The 14803-nt window shown below is 71.6% G+C and carries 13 protein-coding genes; 1 reads left to right on the forward strand and 12 read right to left on the reverse strand.

The features are described 5' to 3' along the window. Window positions 1-42 precede the first annotated feature (42 nt). The 7 genes from ACIBQ8_RS35370 to ACIBQ8_RS35400 form a co-directional block, all read right to left on the reverse strand. Window positions 43-351, reverse strand: a complete 309-nt coding sequence (locus ACIBQ8_RS35370; protein WP_397194156.1) for a DNA-directed RNA polymerase subunit alpha C-terminal domain-containing protein — start codon at window positions 349-351, stop codon at window positions 43-45. Between the two features lie 118 nt (window positions 352-469). Continuing rightward, on the reverse strand, window positions 470-1189 hold the full coding sequence (locus tag ACIBQ8_RS35375) for a hypothetical protein (protein WP_397194157.1): 720 nt from the start codon (window positions 1187-1189) through the stop codon (window positions 470-472). Continuing rightward, window positions 1182-1652 (reverse strand): hypothetical protein, encoded by a 471-nt coding sequence (locus ACIBQ8_RS35380; protein ID WP_397194158.1) that lies wholly within the window; start codon window positions 1650-1652, stop codon window positions 1182-1184. Before ACIBQ8_RS35380 ends, ACIBQ8_RS35375 begins: the two co-directional genes overlap by 8 nt. A gap of 6 nt (window positions 1653-1658) precedes the next feature. Next, window positions 1659-2666, reverse strand: a complete 1008-nt coding sequence (locus tag ACIBQ8_RS35385; RefSeq protein ID WP_397194159.1) for a hypothetical protein — start codon at window positions 2664-2666, stop codon at window positions 1659-1661. Next, the gene (locus ACIBQ8_RS35390) at window positions 2666-4123 is read right to left on the reverse strand and encodes a hypothetical protein (RefSeq protein ID WP_397194160.1); all 1458 of its coding nucleotides are present in this window, start codon (window positions 4121-4123) and stop codon (window positions 2666-2668) included. The genes ACIBQ8_RS35385 and ACIBQ8_RS35390 overlap by 1 nt, the downstream gene beginning before the upstream one ends. Further along, window positions 4123-7155 (reverse strand): hypothetical protein, encoded by a 3033-nt coding sequence (locus ACIBQ8_RS35395; RefSeq protein WP_397194161.1) that lies wholly within the window; start codon window positions 7153-7155, stop codon window positions 4123-4125. Before ACIBQ8_RS35395 ends, ACIBQ8_RS35390 begins: the two co-directional genes overlap by 1 nt. A gap of 332 nt (window positions 7156-7487) precedes the next feature. Next, window positions 7488-8042, reverse strand: a complete 555-nt coding sequence (locus ACIBQ8_RS35400; RefSeq protein WP_397194162.1) for a hypothetical protein — start codon at window positions 8040-8042, stop codon at window positions 7488-7490. Window positions 8043-8440: 398 nt separating this feature from the next. Between ACIBQ8_RS35400 and ACIBQ8_RS35405 the strand changes: the two genes are divergently transcribed. Further along, window positions 8441-8686 (forward strand): hypothetical protein, encoded by a 246-nt coding sequence (locus ACIBQ8_RS35405; RefSeq protein ID WP_397194163.1) that lies wholly within the window; start codon window positions 8441-8443, stop codon window positions 8684-8686. 144 nt (window positions 8687-8830) lie between these two features. Here ACIBQ8_RS35405 and ACIBQ8_RS35410 read toward each other — a convergent pair whose 3' ends face one another. Genes ACIBQ8_RS35410 through ACIBQ8_RS35430 form a run of 5 tightly spaced genes read right to left on the reverse strand, consistent with a single transcriptional unit; the run spans window position 8831 to window position 14792 of the window. Further along, complete coding sequence (locus ACIBQ8_RS35410; protein ID WP_352319190.1) at window positions 8831-9787, reverse strand: alpha/beta hydrolase; 957 nt, start codon at window positions 9785-9787, stop codon at window positions 8831-8833. Window positions 9788-9818: 31 nt separating this feature from the next. Next, on the reverse strand, window positions 9819-10961 hold the full coding sequence (locus ACIBQ8_RS35415) for a serine hydrolase domain-containing protein (RefSeq protein WP_352319189.1): 1143 nt from the start codon (window positions 10959-10961) through the stop codon (window positions 9819-9821). Beyond that, a complete protein-coding gene (locus ACIBQ8_RS35420) occupies window positions 10958-11986 on the reverse strand; it encodes an ABC transporter ATP-binding protein (protein ID WP_352319187.1) in 1029 nt (342 codons plus the stop codon). Before ACIBQ8_RS35420 ends, ACIBQ8_RS35415 begins: the two co-directional genes overlap by 4 nt. Beyond that, on the reverse strand, window positions 11983-13857 hold the full coding sequence (locus ACIBQ8_RS35425) for a dipeptide/oligopeptide/nickel ABC transporter permease/ATP-binding protein (protein WP_352319185.1): 1875 nt from the start codon (window positions 13855-13857) through the stop codon (window positions 11983-11985). Before ACIBQ8_RS35425 ends, ACIBQ8_RS35420 begins: the two co-directional genes overlap by 4 nt. After that, on the reverse strand, window positions 13854-14792 hold the full coding sequence (locus ACIBQ8_RS35430) for an ABC transporter permease (protein ID WP_397194164.1): 939 nt from the start codon (window positions 14790-14792) through the stop codon (window positions 13854-13856). Before ACIBQ8_RS35430 ends, ACIBQ8_RS35425 begins: the two co-directional genes overlap by 4 nt. Between the last annotated feature and the right edge of the window lie 11 nt (window positions 14793-14803).

Consider the following 14803-nt stretch of genomic DNA (forward strand, 5'->3'; position numbering starts at 1 on the left):
ATAACCAGCAGCGACAGGGGCGAGTCTATCCCGTCCCCTCCTTCAGGCCCTGGTGTGAGCCGCGTCCTGGCGAGCGCGCCCGCCGGTCTCCCGGCGGGCGGAGGATCCGGATGGGATCTCGCGGGCCAGGGGTAGCGGCCCTTGCAGATCCATCAGTGCGGCCACCCGCGCCCGCAGGTCACGCATGCACCGGGCGCCGAAGCCGCGCAGGCACGCCAGGCCGAGGTCATCGCCCTGGCGTAGATCGCCGATGGTGTGGCGGCCGCCGCGCCGCAGGGCGTTGTAGCTGCGGTTTTCCAAGCCAAGCTCATCGATGAGGAGGTCGTCGGCGAGCGAGCATAGGCGCAGCATGGCCGACACGTCCGGGGGCGGCGGGGGTGGTGTGTGGGGCGGTGTGGCGGCCGGGCCGGGAGGGGATTCGGCCCGACCGCCCGCCCCACTGGCACGAATGTTCCCATTCGCCACAGCTTTACCCATACAACTCGACGATCACGATGCCGTCACCGCCGTCGGCGCCGTCGAAGCTGGCGCCGGTGGACAGGGCTCCCCCGGCACCGCCGCCGCGGCCGCGGGGCACGGTGCCCGCCCCCTCCGAGCCGCGCGCGAACCCGCCATGCCCGAGCCGGGACTCGCCGCCCTGCCCCGCCACCCCGTCGACGCCGTTGATCCGGATCGCGGTGCCGCCCGCGCCACCACCGGAGATGTGCTGTCCGGTGCCCGCAGTGGGGCCGGGGATGCCATTGGCGGTGGCCGGCGACGTGCCGGAGGTCATGTTGGCGGTGCCGCCGTCGCCGCCCGGCGCGATCACGAACCCGCCGAAACTGGAGGAGCCGCCGGGGGCTCCGGCGTTGTTGCCGTTGCCGCCCTTGCCGCCGGCTCCGACCACGATGCTCTCCACCGCGCCCAGCGACGATGCCGAGATCAGGCTCTCGGACCAGCCGCCACCGGCCGCTCCGGGCCGGGCGATGAGCTGGTTGGCGGCGGCGTTGGCGCCGGCGCTTCCGCCTCCGGCCCCCTGGGCCTGCACCCGCACCCGTGCCAGCCACGGGTAGGCACTTTTTTGGAACTGGTGCACGCCGGGGCTGGCGTAGTGGAGGATCGCGCGCAGACCGAGGCTGCCGGCCTTCACGCACAGTTCTCCGTCCTCGTTCACCTCCAGCCGCTCGCCGCACACGCATGCTTTAGCCATGATCGCCTCCAAGGTCGGTCGGTTGGGATGGGGTTGCGGTCAAGTGCACCTGCACCCCCGCAGCCGGTAGGACCGCGGGTGGCGTGCCGGGTTCGGCGGGCAGGGGGATGCGCCAGACGCGGACGGTGACGCGCTCGCGGGTGGCTGTCTCCAGGCACACCTGCACAAGCTCCCCGCGGGCCACCGGCAGCGCGGTCACCACCGGCTCGCAGGTGAGGAGGGTGGGCAGCTGCCAGGTGGCGCGACCGTGCTCGTCGGTGATGACGACCGCAGCGAGTACGCCGCGGCCGGGCGGCCCATCAGCCCCTGGCGGCCCAGCAGGACCGGGCGGGCCGGGTTCGCCCTGCAGGCCGGCGCGGCGCCGGGAGTTCTCCATCGACCGGGCGCGCCGGTCCAGGTCGCTGAGCATGCCCGGCACGGCCCCGTACGGGGAGCGGCGGGCGGCGGTCCCTCTCCACGGCATCGTCGGCTACTCCGTTCCCGCGGGCGCGAGCTGGACCGAGACGCTCTCTCCGTCCGCGGTCTCCCGCACCCGCACTCCGAGGATCTTCAGGGACTGGGCGATGTTGCGGCAGGTCGCGGTGGTCGTCACGTCCACGCACCAGCCGGGCACCAGACTGGGCACGTCCACCCCCGCATCAGGGGCGAGCGTGGTCTGGCTGCTGTCGAGGAACACCGGCGCCGGGCTGGAGGCGCGCAGCCGGGCGCGCGCGGCCGCGGCGGCCGAGGCGTCGTCCAGCACAGAGGTCTCGTCCGTGACACGCTCCAGCAGCCCGTAGTAGGGATGGGTGCCGCCCGCGGTGCCCTTGACGTCCTCGTGCCCGTGGATGATCCACCGGGTGGCGAGCGCGCCGCCTTCCTCGGCCACGTTGAGCCCGTCGGGGAAGTCGGCGTCGGTGAGGCTGCCGACGCGGGCGCAGTGGTCCTCGGGCAGCAGCACGATCGTCCGCCCGACCGCGGTGTAGTCGATGCCGGTGGCGGCCAGGTCGCGCAGGTGGTCACCGGTCTGCCCGACGTCGAGGGTGTAGTCGCGGTCGCCCAGGATGCGTGACGGGCCGACGATCTGCACCTGGTGGCCAGGGTCGTCGGGGGCGAACCCGTCCCGGATCAGCCAGGCGGCGATGTCGATCAGGTCCTCACCCCGGAACGAGATCGTCTCGTGCGGGACGCGGACGTCCAGCCACGACAGGATGTCCAGCGCAGGGATCTCCACGCCCGCCGCTGACCACACCGGCCGCCGGACCGGCCCCTCCCACACCGGCTCGCCGTCCCGCCAGATCACCAGCCGGTGCCGCCAGCTCCGCACCCGGCCCAGCCGCTCGCAGCAGTCGTCGTCCGGCTGGACGAACACCCGCGCCGACGACACCCCGTCCAGCACCCGCGTCCACTCGACCTCGATCAGCTTCTCGGCGACTGCGACCCGGGCCCCGTCCCGGTCGAAGATCTCCGCGGCGTGGACACCGCACCCGACGGCCACTAGTAGCCCCTCCCCGACACGGCGATCTCGATGGTGGCGTCCGCTGCCGGCGGGACGAGCGCGTCGCTGTCGATGCACACGCAGTAGCGGTCGCAGTCCAGCAGCGCCCACGAGGGCGGGCTGCCGTCACGGCCGAACACGTCCGACGACGTCTCGCACACCCCGCCGCACTCGACCATCGCGCGGCCGACCTGCCCATCCAGCGTCAGCACCCCGCCGGCCGGGACGTAGGAGACGTGGTAGACGCTGTGCGGGTTGCACCGCTCCAGCTCGGCGATCTCCTCGCAGGTGAGCCCGTCGTGCTCGTCGGTCCGCTCGTAGAAGGTGATCGTCAGCCGGCGCAGCTCGCTGCTGCCGGCCGACACGGTGATCATCGGGGCGTCAGCGAACCACCCGGCCCGCCCGGACAGGTCCAGGTCGTAGCAGGCGGTGTTGACCGCCAGCGCCGCGCAGTAACACGTCTCCGGCGGGGAAGGCTGCGGCGGCGTCGGCGTGCGGCAGGACGGGTCCGCGCACAGCGACTCCTCGCCGGGGCAGGCCGCCAGCCGGCAGGCCGCCTCGCACGGATCGACCGGCACCTGGTCCAAGGCCGGCCAGCCCGGCCCGGCGCAGCTGGTGGCGGTGAACTCCACCGCCGCCGCCCCCGGGCTGCAGGCGTCTTCGGTCAGGTCGAAGCACACCATCTCGGCGACCGGCTGACCAGGGCCGCCGTGCACGCACCAGGTCACACACTCCTCCCCGGTGTCGGCCGGGAGCGGCGCCTGCAGGATCGGCACCGGGTCGGTCCACTGCCACGGCGTCGCCGCGACCAGCGTCCACTCCACCGTGACGATGTCGGCTCCGGCCGCCTCGCACGCCCCGCCGGCGGCGCACCCGTCACCGGCGCGGGCGATCTCGGTGGGCCCGTCGGTGAGCGCGACCCGGCGCAGCGTGCGGCGGTGCCGCTCGGCGAACACCTCCGGGTCGAGGTCCTCGGCCGGGCAGCAGTTGTAGAGGGTGACGCAGTCGCCGCCGCACGCCTGGCCGGTGCAGCCTTCCAGTGCCGCGGCCAGCCACCGCGCCCCGTACTCCACGCCGCAGCAGGACGAGCCGAGCAGCAGCGCGGTGAACACCATCGTCAGCGGCTGCACCCGGGCCGGGCCGAGCGCGGCGCCGCCGGCGACCGCGCCGGTCACTGCCCGGGTCACCGGGTGCCGGTTGACGCCGGCCACGGACAGGATCATCACGCCGGCGAACTCCGCCGACTCAGGCACGTCCGGATCCCACCACGGCGCCCGGTCCTCCTGCGGACTGGTGTACGGCAGGTCGCCGAGCAGCTCGGCGGTCAGGGTGGGGCATCCGCATCCAGCAGCGTCCACGCTGGTCAGGGGCGAGCCGACGCTGTCGAGGTAGGCGGCCAGCCGGGCCGTGTTGGCGATCTCCGTCTCCCCGACGCGGAGATACCACTCCAGGGCCATCAGAAGCCTCCATCTGCCAGGACCAGGCGGGTGATGACCCGCTCCGCGGTGAGGTGGGCGTCGCCTGCCTCGTAGATGTGCCAGTTGTGCGTGGTGGACCCGCCCTCGCCCAGCGCGCCACCGGCCCCGCTGCGGCGGCCGCCAGCGCCGGCGAGAATGCTGGTCAGGCCGGACTGCTCGGCCAGCTGGCGGGCCCTCGCCGGTTTGGTCAGCGGGATTACCACTTCCGGCTTGCCGCCCTCACCCAGCAGCGACACCATCGGGCTGGTGATGATGCCGCCGTCGGCGTTGGCCCCGAACGCGGGCAGCCCCGACAGGCCGCGCACGTTGGCGACGATGCCGATGGTCACGCTCCGCTCGACGTCGGCGATCACCGCGTTCAGGTCACGGATCTTCCGCTCGGCCGCCTCCGCGCCACGTACCTGGACGTCGGCCCGGTAGTCGCCCTCGTAGTCATCGGCCGCCTTCTTGGTGTCCCGTAGGGACCGCTCCACCGCGGCGATCTGATCGCGGGTCAGGCCCGCGGCCGCCAGCGTGGTCCGCATGTCGGGCGTCAGCTTGCCGCTGAAGGTGTCGCCCAGCGCCGCGGCGGCCGTGCCCAGCTCGGCGCTCTGCGTGGCCAGCTCCAGCGCCGCGAGCCGCGCCTCCCGGGAGTTCCGGCCGGACTCGGCCACCGCCTCGGAGTACGCCTTCTGCTTCTCGGCCACCCCCTGCAGCGCCGTCTGGAAGGCGAACGCCGGATCCACCTGGCCGCGCAACTGGTCGGCCTGCGCCTTCATCGCCGCAGTGACATCCCGCACCGCCGCGGCGGTGCCCTGCTCAGCGAAGGTGATCTCGCGGGAGGCCTCGGCCTTCAGCTTCGCGGTCCCGCTGGCCTGCTGGTAGGTGGCCGACAGCTCCCCTACCGCGGTGCGCAGGTTGCCCGCGTTGACCAGCTCGCCCTGCAGCGCGCCGGTCAGGTCACTGCCCGAGCGGGCGGCCGAGACCTTCACGTTCGCGTCCAGGGCCGCGTTGAGCTGCTTGATCGCGCCCTCTTGGCCCAGGACGGCCTGGGTGACGAGCGCGGTGTCGATGCCGAGCCGTTTGGCCAGGTCGAGTGTCCCGCGCTGCTGCAGCTCGTTGACCACCCACTGCTTGGTGTTGTCGGTCAGGCCGCCGGTCTGCTCATCCAGCGTCGAGGTCAGGTCGGACACCTTCTGCGCGGTCTCCTCCTGCCGCTGCCCGAACAAGCTGATGGCCGTCACGCCGACGGCGATCGCCGCACCCCAGGGCCCGCCGACGAGGCCGAGCAGCCCGGACAGGCCCGTCCGCAAGACGCTCACGCTTCGGGTGGCCGCACCCACCGCCTGCGCCGACAGCCGCTGCGGGAGCTGCGCCAGCGTCTCACCGAAGGCCGAGACCCGGGACCGGAGCGCGACCAGCGCGATCAGCGCCAGCCCGGCGGCCTGCAGCGGCCCCGGCATGTCGGTGAAGGCGAGCGCCACCCCGCTGACCAGGCTGACCAGGGGCGTCAAGACCACGCTCAGCGCGGAGGCGACCGGCCCCAGCTCCCCGACCGCGACCCCGACGTTCACGGCCGCCGGGATGAGCGGGGCGAGCGCTTCCAGCAGGTCGGACGCCCCGCCTGCCAGCGAGGTGAGCGCATCGGTCTCCGACACCCGGTCGATCGCCGACTCGATCGCCTCGAACGTCGCGACCACGCCAGGCCCCAGGGCGACCAGCCCGCTGCCGACCACGGCCAGCGCCTCACCCAGGCCATCACCGACCGACCCCGACAGGTCGGCCACGATCGGGGCGACCCTGCCGAGCTGGGTCAGCAGCTCGGTCAGCACGTCCCCAAATTCGCCGCCGACCGCGCGCAGCGCGCGGAAGGTCTCGACGAGCGCCGCCTGGCCCTCACCGGACTCCACGAACTCACGGACCCGCTCCAAGACGGCATCGATAGAGCCCAGAGCGTCCTGGCCGCTGGTCTCCACGGCGTCGAAGACGGCGCCGACGATCCCGCCCACGTCGGCGACGACGGAGCCGAGCTGCTGGAAGACCTTCAGGGCGTGGTCGACCCAGACCGTCGCGTTCCCGGCGAGCACCGCCTCCTCGAGGAAGGCCGACAACCGGTTGAGCGCGGAGTCGATGGCGCCGCCCAGGCCGTCGAAGCCGGGCAGGCTGGAGGTGACGAACCCACTGGCCGCGAACAGCAGCCGCTCGATCGTCGTGGAGTCGATCGAGGCCAGTGTGGACCGCAGCGCCTCGAAGCCGGCGTCGACCAGACCGACGCCTCCGGCCGAGCTGGCGAACCGCGTGACCTGCAGGCCGAGCCGGGCCAGCTCCCCGGCGGTAGCCGTCATGCCGGCGGCGAGCGGCCCCTCCAGGGCGTCGACAAGCTCGGTGATCTCGCCCCGGAAGGGCGCGAACAGCGCCTGCTGGGCTGCGGCCCGCAGGGCGTCGATCTCGGGCTTGACCCCGTGCAGCTCCCGCGCGACCGACCGGGCCGCCGGCGACAGCCCAACAAGGCTCTCCCCGAACTTGGCCGCCTCCTCGCCGAGCGCGGCCTCGAACGCATCGGACACGCCGAGCAGCGCCAGCTTGAGGGTGCCCGCCGCGCCGGCCAGCAGCAGCACCCCCGCCGGGAGCGCGGCAACGATCCCGACGGCGGGGGCCAGGGCGGCCGCCAGCCCGACGGCTGAGTTCGTCGTGCTGGCCAGAGCCACCGAAAGGGCGGTGACGGCGCCGGCACCGGCCACCAGCTTGCCCAGGCCGCCTGCGGCGACGCCGAGGGCGGTGGCGAGGATGTTGGCGCCGCGTCCGGCGCCCTGGCCGATCGCTCGCCCGATCTGGGTGCCTTCGGCGGCGAAGCGGCCGCGGCTGTCGCGTAGCTTGCCTTGGGCGTCGCGGACGAACTCATCGGCCGCATCGCCGCCGGAGCCTTTGAAGGAGTTGGACAGGCGGCGGCCGGTGGCGCGGGCCTGCCGCTCGACGCCACTGTCATCCAGCTCGACGCGTATGCGGGCCGAGCCGACGATCTCGTCGGCCACCGGGCAACCTCACGAGGTGTGCAGGTTGCCCGGCCCAAAACCAGCGGCGTTCCCAGACTATCGGGTGCGGCCCCGGGAGCTGAGCTGCGCGTCTTCGGCGTTGAGGTCGGCCATCATGGCCAGTGCCTGGGTGCGGGTCATCCCGCCCGGCGCCGGACCCGCCCCCGGGCCTGCCGCCCTGGAGGAAGCCCCAGCGCCAGCCCCGGCCGCGGCTGCTTGCCGCCGGCCTCGCCCGGCCGCCAGGTCGACGGGCGGAGCGTACAGCTTGGCCCGGTTACGGGCCCGTTCGGCGTCGTCGGCCGCTGTGGCGTCCATGGCGGCCTCGGCCGCGTTCAGGAGGCGCGGGAGCGTCCACGAGCGCGGGTCGACGCCCCGGAGCGCGAGGTGACCGTCCCAGGAGGTCCAGGAGGCGGCGATGGAGTGGCAGATGCGGGTGACGGCATAGTAGGGCGCTGCCCGTAGACCTCCATCAGCCACTGCATGAGCTGGATGTGGATCCGCTCGGGCAACTTCAGCCCGACGTCGACCACGGTGGCGCCCTTCAGCTTCTCGGCGTGCGTGGCCGCCTCGTCCGGGTCGCCGGTGTCGAACACCACCTTGCCGGTCTTGTCCTGCACCTCCCACCAGGCGTACAGGCGGGCGGAGTCCGGCAGCATGAACCCGGCGATGAACCGCCGTACGGCAGTTCCCGCGATGCGCAGCACATCGGCCGGGGAGTCCTTGATGTTGGCCGGGTCGATGCCGAGACCGCGGTATGTCTCCTGCAGGCTGTGCCACGCGTCCAGGAACTCATCGCCCATGGTCTCGGGCTTGAATAGCAGCTCGATGTCGTCGCCGATCTCTGCGACGTGCGGCTCGGTGTTGATGGCGAACTTCTGCTTGGCCACCCCTGTCCCCCTGGTCTTCCCCTACGTGCTCGATGCCCGGCCCAGAACCAGCGGCGAGGAACAGCGTAACGAGCCGCACACGCACTGCTACTTTGTCGCCACACACCCAGCCGGCCACGAGAAAGAACCCCATGCCCGACACCCCACCCCCCTCCCCCTCCGGCTCTCCGAGCGAGGACGGCAAGAGCGCTCCGCTCACGACCTTCGCCGTCGCCGGCACACTCCTGGTGGCGGGCACCCTGGTGCTCATCACGCTGGCCGGCCAGCATGACGAGCGCCCCGCCATGCCCGCCACGCTACTGTTATCTAGGGTTGGAGAACCCTTTTAGCAGGTCAGAGGATGATGATCTCTTCTTTCACGTCTGGCAAGTAGACCCCAGCATCGCCGTCAGATCACCGTGAAGGCCCACCGGGGTGAGACGATCACCGCCGCCGAGGGGGTCTATGTGGTCGCAGGTCACAACCCCGGTGTGCACGGCGCAGTCCAGACCGAGGCGCTGGCGTCGCGGTTCGCCGCGCAGATCCAGGTGTCCACCGACTACGAACGACCTCGCCTCGACGTTGAAGATCGACCCGCGCGCCGCACTACTACCCGCCACCGCCCCTCATCGTCGCTCGGCGCCGCCCAGGGCATCGCCGGTTAGGACAGGCCAGCACGCCCCGACCCGTGCCCGGTCCGGTGGCCAGTGCGCCGAACTCCGCGCCGCGGACGCGAATCCAATGTGTCCAGTGCGGATGGCCTGCGGCGCCGGTGCGGTACGTCCAGGGAAGCCCGGTCGCTGACGCGCTCAGCCGGCTGCGGTCGCCTGCTGGTGTGTGCGCCGTAGGACGGTGAGGACTTCGTTGCGCCAGGCGCGGGCGGAGGCCATGGCTTTGGTGAAGGCCGACGACATGTGGATGTGCCCTTTTTGGAGGGAGAAGGTTGCGGGGACTCCAGCTTCGTTGAGCCGTTCGGCGTAGCGTTCGCCGTCGTCGCGCACGGGGTCGTATTCGGCGGACATGATGTAGGCGGCTGGCAGGCCGGACAGGTCTGCCGCGAGCAGGGGAGAGACGTACGGGTTCGTCGGGTCTTGCCCGCCGAGGTAGTACCGGGCGCACATCGTGGCGGTGGCGAGTGTGAGTCCGTATCCGGTGGCGAGTCGCTGATGGGAGGGCAGGCTGAAGGTGAGGTCCAGGGCCGGTACTTCGAGGAGTTGCAGTGCGAGCGCCGGACCGTTCTCGTTGCGGGCTTTGAGTGCGACCGCGGCGGCGAGATTGGCGCCGGCGGAGCCGCCGCCAATGGTGATGAGGTCGGGTCGGATGCCGAGTTCGTCGGCGTGTTCGACCGTCCAAAGCAGGGCCGCGTAGCAGTCGTTGAGTCCGGTTGGGAAGGGGTTTTCGGGCGCCTTGCGGTAATTCACCGCGATGACGACGCATCCAGCTCCGGCTGCGCGTTCGGCGCAGAAGATGTCGATGGCGCTGTTGTTGATCGATCCGCCGATCCATCCGCCGCCGTGCAGGTAGATGTGCGCGGGGTGAGGGCCGGCGGCGATGGGTGTGAAGATGTGCAGGTCGATGGTCCCTTGGTTGACAGGGATGGTGACGGCCTGACGTGATCTCACGGGCGGGGCCGGCTCCATCAGCTGGGATACGAGCGCTTCGCTGCCTGCTTGGTCTTGGGCGCGGAAGGCGGCGAAGTCGTCGATTTCCTCCGGTGAGGGCGGTAGGGAGGCCAGCAGGGGTTCGAGGAACGGGTCGAGCGGCATGGTGTCGTCTCCTTAGGGTTGGAGTGCAGCTTTACAGGCAGGCGCGCAGTGCGCGGCAGAGGGCTTCGGCGCGGTCGTCGGGGATTCCGCCGGGGCGGATGGTCTGGTAGGCGAAGGCCGTCTGGGATTCGGGGTGGGCGAAGGCGAGCTGGCCGCCGAGGCCGTCGTGGCCGAAGCTGCCGGGCCCGGCCATGCCGCGCCGTGTCGAGTGGAGCATGAAGCCGGTTCCCCATCGGTTGCCTTCGTCGAGGCCGATACGAGGCTGGCCTTGGGAGCGGACGGCGCGGGCGTCGTGGATGGTGGCGGGCCTAAGGAGGCGGATGCCATCGATGTCGCCGATGGTGGCGGCATACAGGCGGGCGAGGCTGCGGGCGTTGGTGACTAGGTTCGCGGCGGGGAGTTCCGGGGCGAGGAACTCGGGCGTGCTGGCGGAGGCGGGCATGTCGCCGGCGTTGAAGACGCCGCCGAGGCTCATGGCGCGGACCGCCGTCGGGTCCGCGAGCACTGCGGCGATCGCCTTGGCGGCGGCGGGGTCGGTGATGGGGAGCGGTTGGAGCATCGGGGAGAAGTCGGCCGCGGCCGGGTCGGCTCCGAAGGTCATGGCAAGACCGAGTGGTTCGGTGACGTGGTCGCGCAACCAGTCGCCGACGCTGTGGCCGGTGGCGCGGCGCATGACTTCGCCGACGAGCCAGCCGAAGGTGAGTGCGTGGTAGGCGAATGCGGTGCCGGGGGGCCAGGCGGGCGCTTGGCGGGCGAGGGTCTCGGCCACGGGATGCCAGGACTGCAGATCCTCGGCCGTCAGGTCCTGGTCGGGGGCGACGAGTCCGGCCTGGTGGGCGAGCAGGTGCCGGACGGTGGTGCCCTCTTTGCCGTTCTGGACGTACTCCGGCCAGTACTTGGCCACGGGGGCGTCGAGATCGATCAGGCCTTGTTCGGCGGCCATGAGGACGCAGATGGTGGTGACGCCCTTGCTGACGGAGAACACCACACTGCGGGTGTCGGGTGTCCAGGCGCCGCGTCCGCTCCGTCCGGCCCAGATGTCGATGACCGGTCGCCCTGCGATGTAGACGACGCATGATGCGGCGGTGTCGCCGCGTTGGTCGAAGTTGTCGGAGAAGGCTTCGGCGACCGGTTCGAATCCGGGGGTCACGAGGCCTTGCGGGCGCGGGCTCAAGATGTCTCCGTTCCATTGGAGGTCGTGGTCAGCGGCGCGGCCCCGTGGTCGGGCGCGTCATGTTGCCATTGGGGGTAGTGGTGGCAGGCGACGGTCCGCCCGTCGTCGAGGTGACGGGTTTCGGGTCGGGTCTGTCGGCAGCGGTCTGTCGCGAAGGGGCAGCGAGGCGCGAACGGGCAGCCGCCCTGGGCGCCGGTGGAGTTCTCGGGGACCGTTGCAGCGGGGCGGCGTCGGCGTTGCGTAGTGGGGTCGGCGACTGGTGCGGCGAGCAGGAGCGCCCGGGTGTAGGGGTGGGCCGGGGAGCGGGCGACCAGGTGGGTGGGGCCTGCTTCCATGACCTGGCCGCGGTACAGAACGGTGAGATCGTGGCACAGGTGCCGGACGACCGACATGTCGTGGGAGATGAACAGGTAGCTCAGCCCGTGCTGGTCTTGCAGGTCGGCGAGCAGGTTGAGGATCTGTGCCTGGACCGAGAGGTCCAGTGCGCTGACGGCTTCGTCGCAGATGACCAGGCGGGGCGCGGTCATCAGGGCGCGGGCGATCGAGATCCTCTGGCGTTGGCCGCCGGAGAAGTCGCGTGGGAACCGTGACGCGGCACTGGGCTCCATGCCGACGTCCTTGAGCATGGCGGTGGTGCGGCCGGTGATGTCGTGGCGAGAGTGCGTTCCCTGTGCTCGCAGTGGCTCTGCGAGGGACCGGCCGATGGTGTAGGAGGGGTTGAGTGAGCTGTTCGGGTCCTGGAACACCGCCTGGAGCGTGCTGCCGAGCTTGCGTCGCTGGGCCGGCCGCAGGCGGGTGATGTCTTGATCGAGCAGTTGCACGGCGCCTGAGGCGATGGGCGCGAGGCCGAGAACGGCTTTGGCGAGGGTGGACTTTCCCGAGCCGGACTCGCCGACCAGGCCCATGGTCCTTCCCTGCGGGACGATGAGGGTGACGTCGTCCAAGGCCCAGAACATCGGGTCACGGCGCCGGCGCCGGAAGCCGACGGCGAGGTTGCGGACCGCGAGCGCGGGAGTGTCGGTCACTGCGGTAGTGCTCCTTCCTGGACGAGCTCGTCCACGCGGCTGCACCGGGTCGCCGCATCAGCCCCCACCTGGACCAGGGGGATGGGCGCCGTCGTGCAGGCATCGGTGGTGTGGGCGCAACGTCCGGCGAACCGGCAACCCGCCGGCCAGAAGCCGGGCGGTGGTACACGCCCGGGCAGGGTGGGCAGACGAGCCCCTTCGGCGGCATTGCTGGGGTCGGCGGCCAGTAGGGCGGCGCTGTAAGGGAAGCGCGGCGCGCGGAACAGCGCCTCAACGTCGGCCTTCTCCACGACCTCGCCGGCGTACATGACGACAGCGCGGTCGGCGATGTCCGCCACGACGCCCCAGTCGTGGGTGATGAGCAGGATCGCCATCCCGGTCTCGTGTCGCAGTTCCCGCAGCAGTTGCAGGATCCCGGCTTGGACGGTGACGTCGAGTGCCGTGGTCGGCTCGTCGGCGATCACCAGCTGCGGCCGTCCGGCGAGCGCGAGGGCGATGTTGACGCGCTGGGCCATGCCGCCGGAGATCTGATGCGGATAGGCGGCCAGGACCCGGTCGGTGTCGGTGAGCTTGACCTGGTGCAGCAGCTCGATCGCGCGGGCGCGGGCGTCCCGCCGGGACAGCTCATCGCGACAGCGGATGACCTCGATGAGGTGGCTGCCGATGGTGTGGGTGGGGTCGAGGCTGCCCAGCGCGTCCTGCGCGATGTAGGCGATGCCCGAGCCCCGTACGGCGCGGTAGGCCTTCGGTCCGCCGGCGACCAGGTCCATGCTGGCGAATTCCACGTGCCCTGAGGTGATCTGGACTCCGCTGGGGAGCAGGCCGAGGACCGCCAGTGCGGTCATCGTCTTGCCGCAGCCGGATTCGCCCACGACGGCGACGGTCTCACCCGCTCGGACGGTGAAGCTCGCGTCGCTGACGAGCAGCGGCCCGCCGTCAGCGCTGATCGCCAGGTTCTGGACCTTCAACAGAGCATCGCTGGTGTCGGTTGTGGTAGCGGGTTGAGTCGTGGCCGGTTCCGCGCCGGTGCGTCGGCGCCGGGCCGACAGCCGCTCGCCGGATGAGATGTCGCGGATCGTGTCACCGAGCACGCCGAAGGCGAGCACGGTCAGTGCCAGCGCCACCCCGGGCGGAACGAGCAGCCATGAGCTGGTGGTGATGACCGACGAAGCCTCGCTGATCATTTGGCCCCAGCTGGGCCGGTTGCCGGCGGCGGTGACGCCGAGGAAGGCCAACGCGGCCTGGAACGCAAGCGCCACTCCCGCGAACACCGATCCCTGCACCAGCACGGGACCGAGCACGCGCCGCAGGATGTGACCGGTCATGATCCGCCAGGGACGGACACCGGCGACCCGTGCGGCGATGACGAACAGCTCGTCGCGGACCAGGAGGGTCGCGCCACGCACGACACGCGTGAGCATGGGGGCTCCCAGCACGCCGAGGGTCACCATCGCCGCCGTCGGACTGGAGGAGAAAACGGCGAGGACCACCAGCACCAGGATGATCGAGGGGATGCCGAGGGCCAGTTCGGTGGCCCGGCTGACCGCCGCGTCGATCAAGCCGCCCCGGTAACCGGCCGTGATCCCCAGGGGCAGGCCGAGCGCGAGGAACACCACCAGCGCGATCACCACGTTGACCAGCGACGGGGTGATCCCGTACAGCAGCCGGCTGAGCACGTCGCGGCCGAGTGTGTCGGTGCCGAGCAGATGACCGGCCGAAGGCCCGGCGAGCACGTCGGCCAGGTCCTGTGCCTGGGGCGGATGCGGCGCGAGGGCCGGGGCGAGCAGACCGGCTGCGATCAGCAGGACGAGGTAGGCGGCCGCGATGGCCCCCAGCGGTCTGCGGCGCAGTGCGGTAATCGAGGTTCTCATGACAGCCGCGCCCGGGGGTTGAGGTAGCCGTAGGCCACGTCGACAAGCAGGTTCACCGCGACGACGATGAGGGTGAAGTACACGACCACTCCTTGGATGAGCGGCAGGTCGTGGGCGGAGGTCGCCTGCACAGCGGTGCTGCCGAGCCCGGGGATGGCGAAGATGAACTCCACCGCGACGGTTCCGCCGAGCGCGCCGACGAACACCATCCCGATGACGGTCAGCACCGGGACCGCGGCGTTCTTCAGCGCGTGCCGGTAGACCACCGACAGCTCCGGCACGCCGGCCGCCCGCAGCGTGCGGACGTAGGTCTGGTCCAGGGCCGCCGAGACGGCGTCGCGTGCCTGCCGGGCGATAGTGGCGGTGGCCGGCACCGCCAGCGTGATGACCGGAAGGACCAGCGAGTTCAGCCAGCCTGCGGGATCTTGGCCCAGCGGGATGTATCCGGTGGGCGGGAAGGCCGCGAGCTTGACCGCGAACACCACGACCAGGACCAGTCCCAGCCAGAAGTCGGGCAGCGCCAGGCCGATGATGGAACCGGCCTGCACGAGACGGCCCACCGCACCCCGGCGTGCCGCCCGCACACCCATCAGCACACCCACGGCCGTGGCGACGAGCACGGCGCCGATGATCAGCGAGAGAGAGGGCCCGAGCCGGTCGCCGAGCTGCCCGGCGACCGGCTGCCGGTTGATCAGTGAGCTGCCCAGGTCTCCGTGCAACGCCCCCGACAACCAGTTCCAGTACTGGACCCACAGCGGCCGGTCCAGCCCGAGTTCCTGGCGTGCGGCCTCCAACTGGTCCGCCGTGGCGTTGGGGCCCAGCAATGAACGGGCGGCGTCACCCGGCAGCAACGCCACCAGGGCGAACGACACCACGGACGCCACCAGCACCAGCGGTATCGACCACGCCAGCCGGCGCAGGATGAGTTTCAGCATCATTGTCTCCG

Origin of the sequence: Nonomuraea sp. NPDC049646, from assembly GCF_044465525.1 — a bacterium.
In the GTDB taxonomy this organism is placed as follows: domain Bacteria; phylum Actinomycetota; class Actinomycetes; order Streptosporangiales; family Streptosporangiaceae; genus Nonomuraea.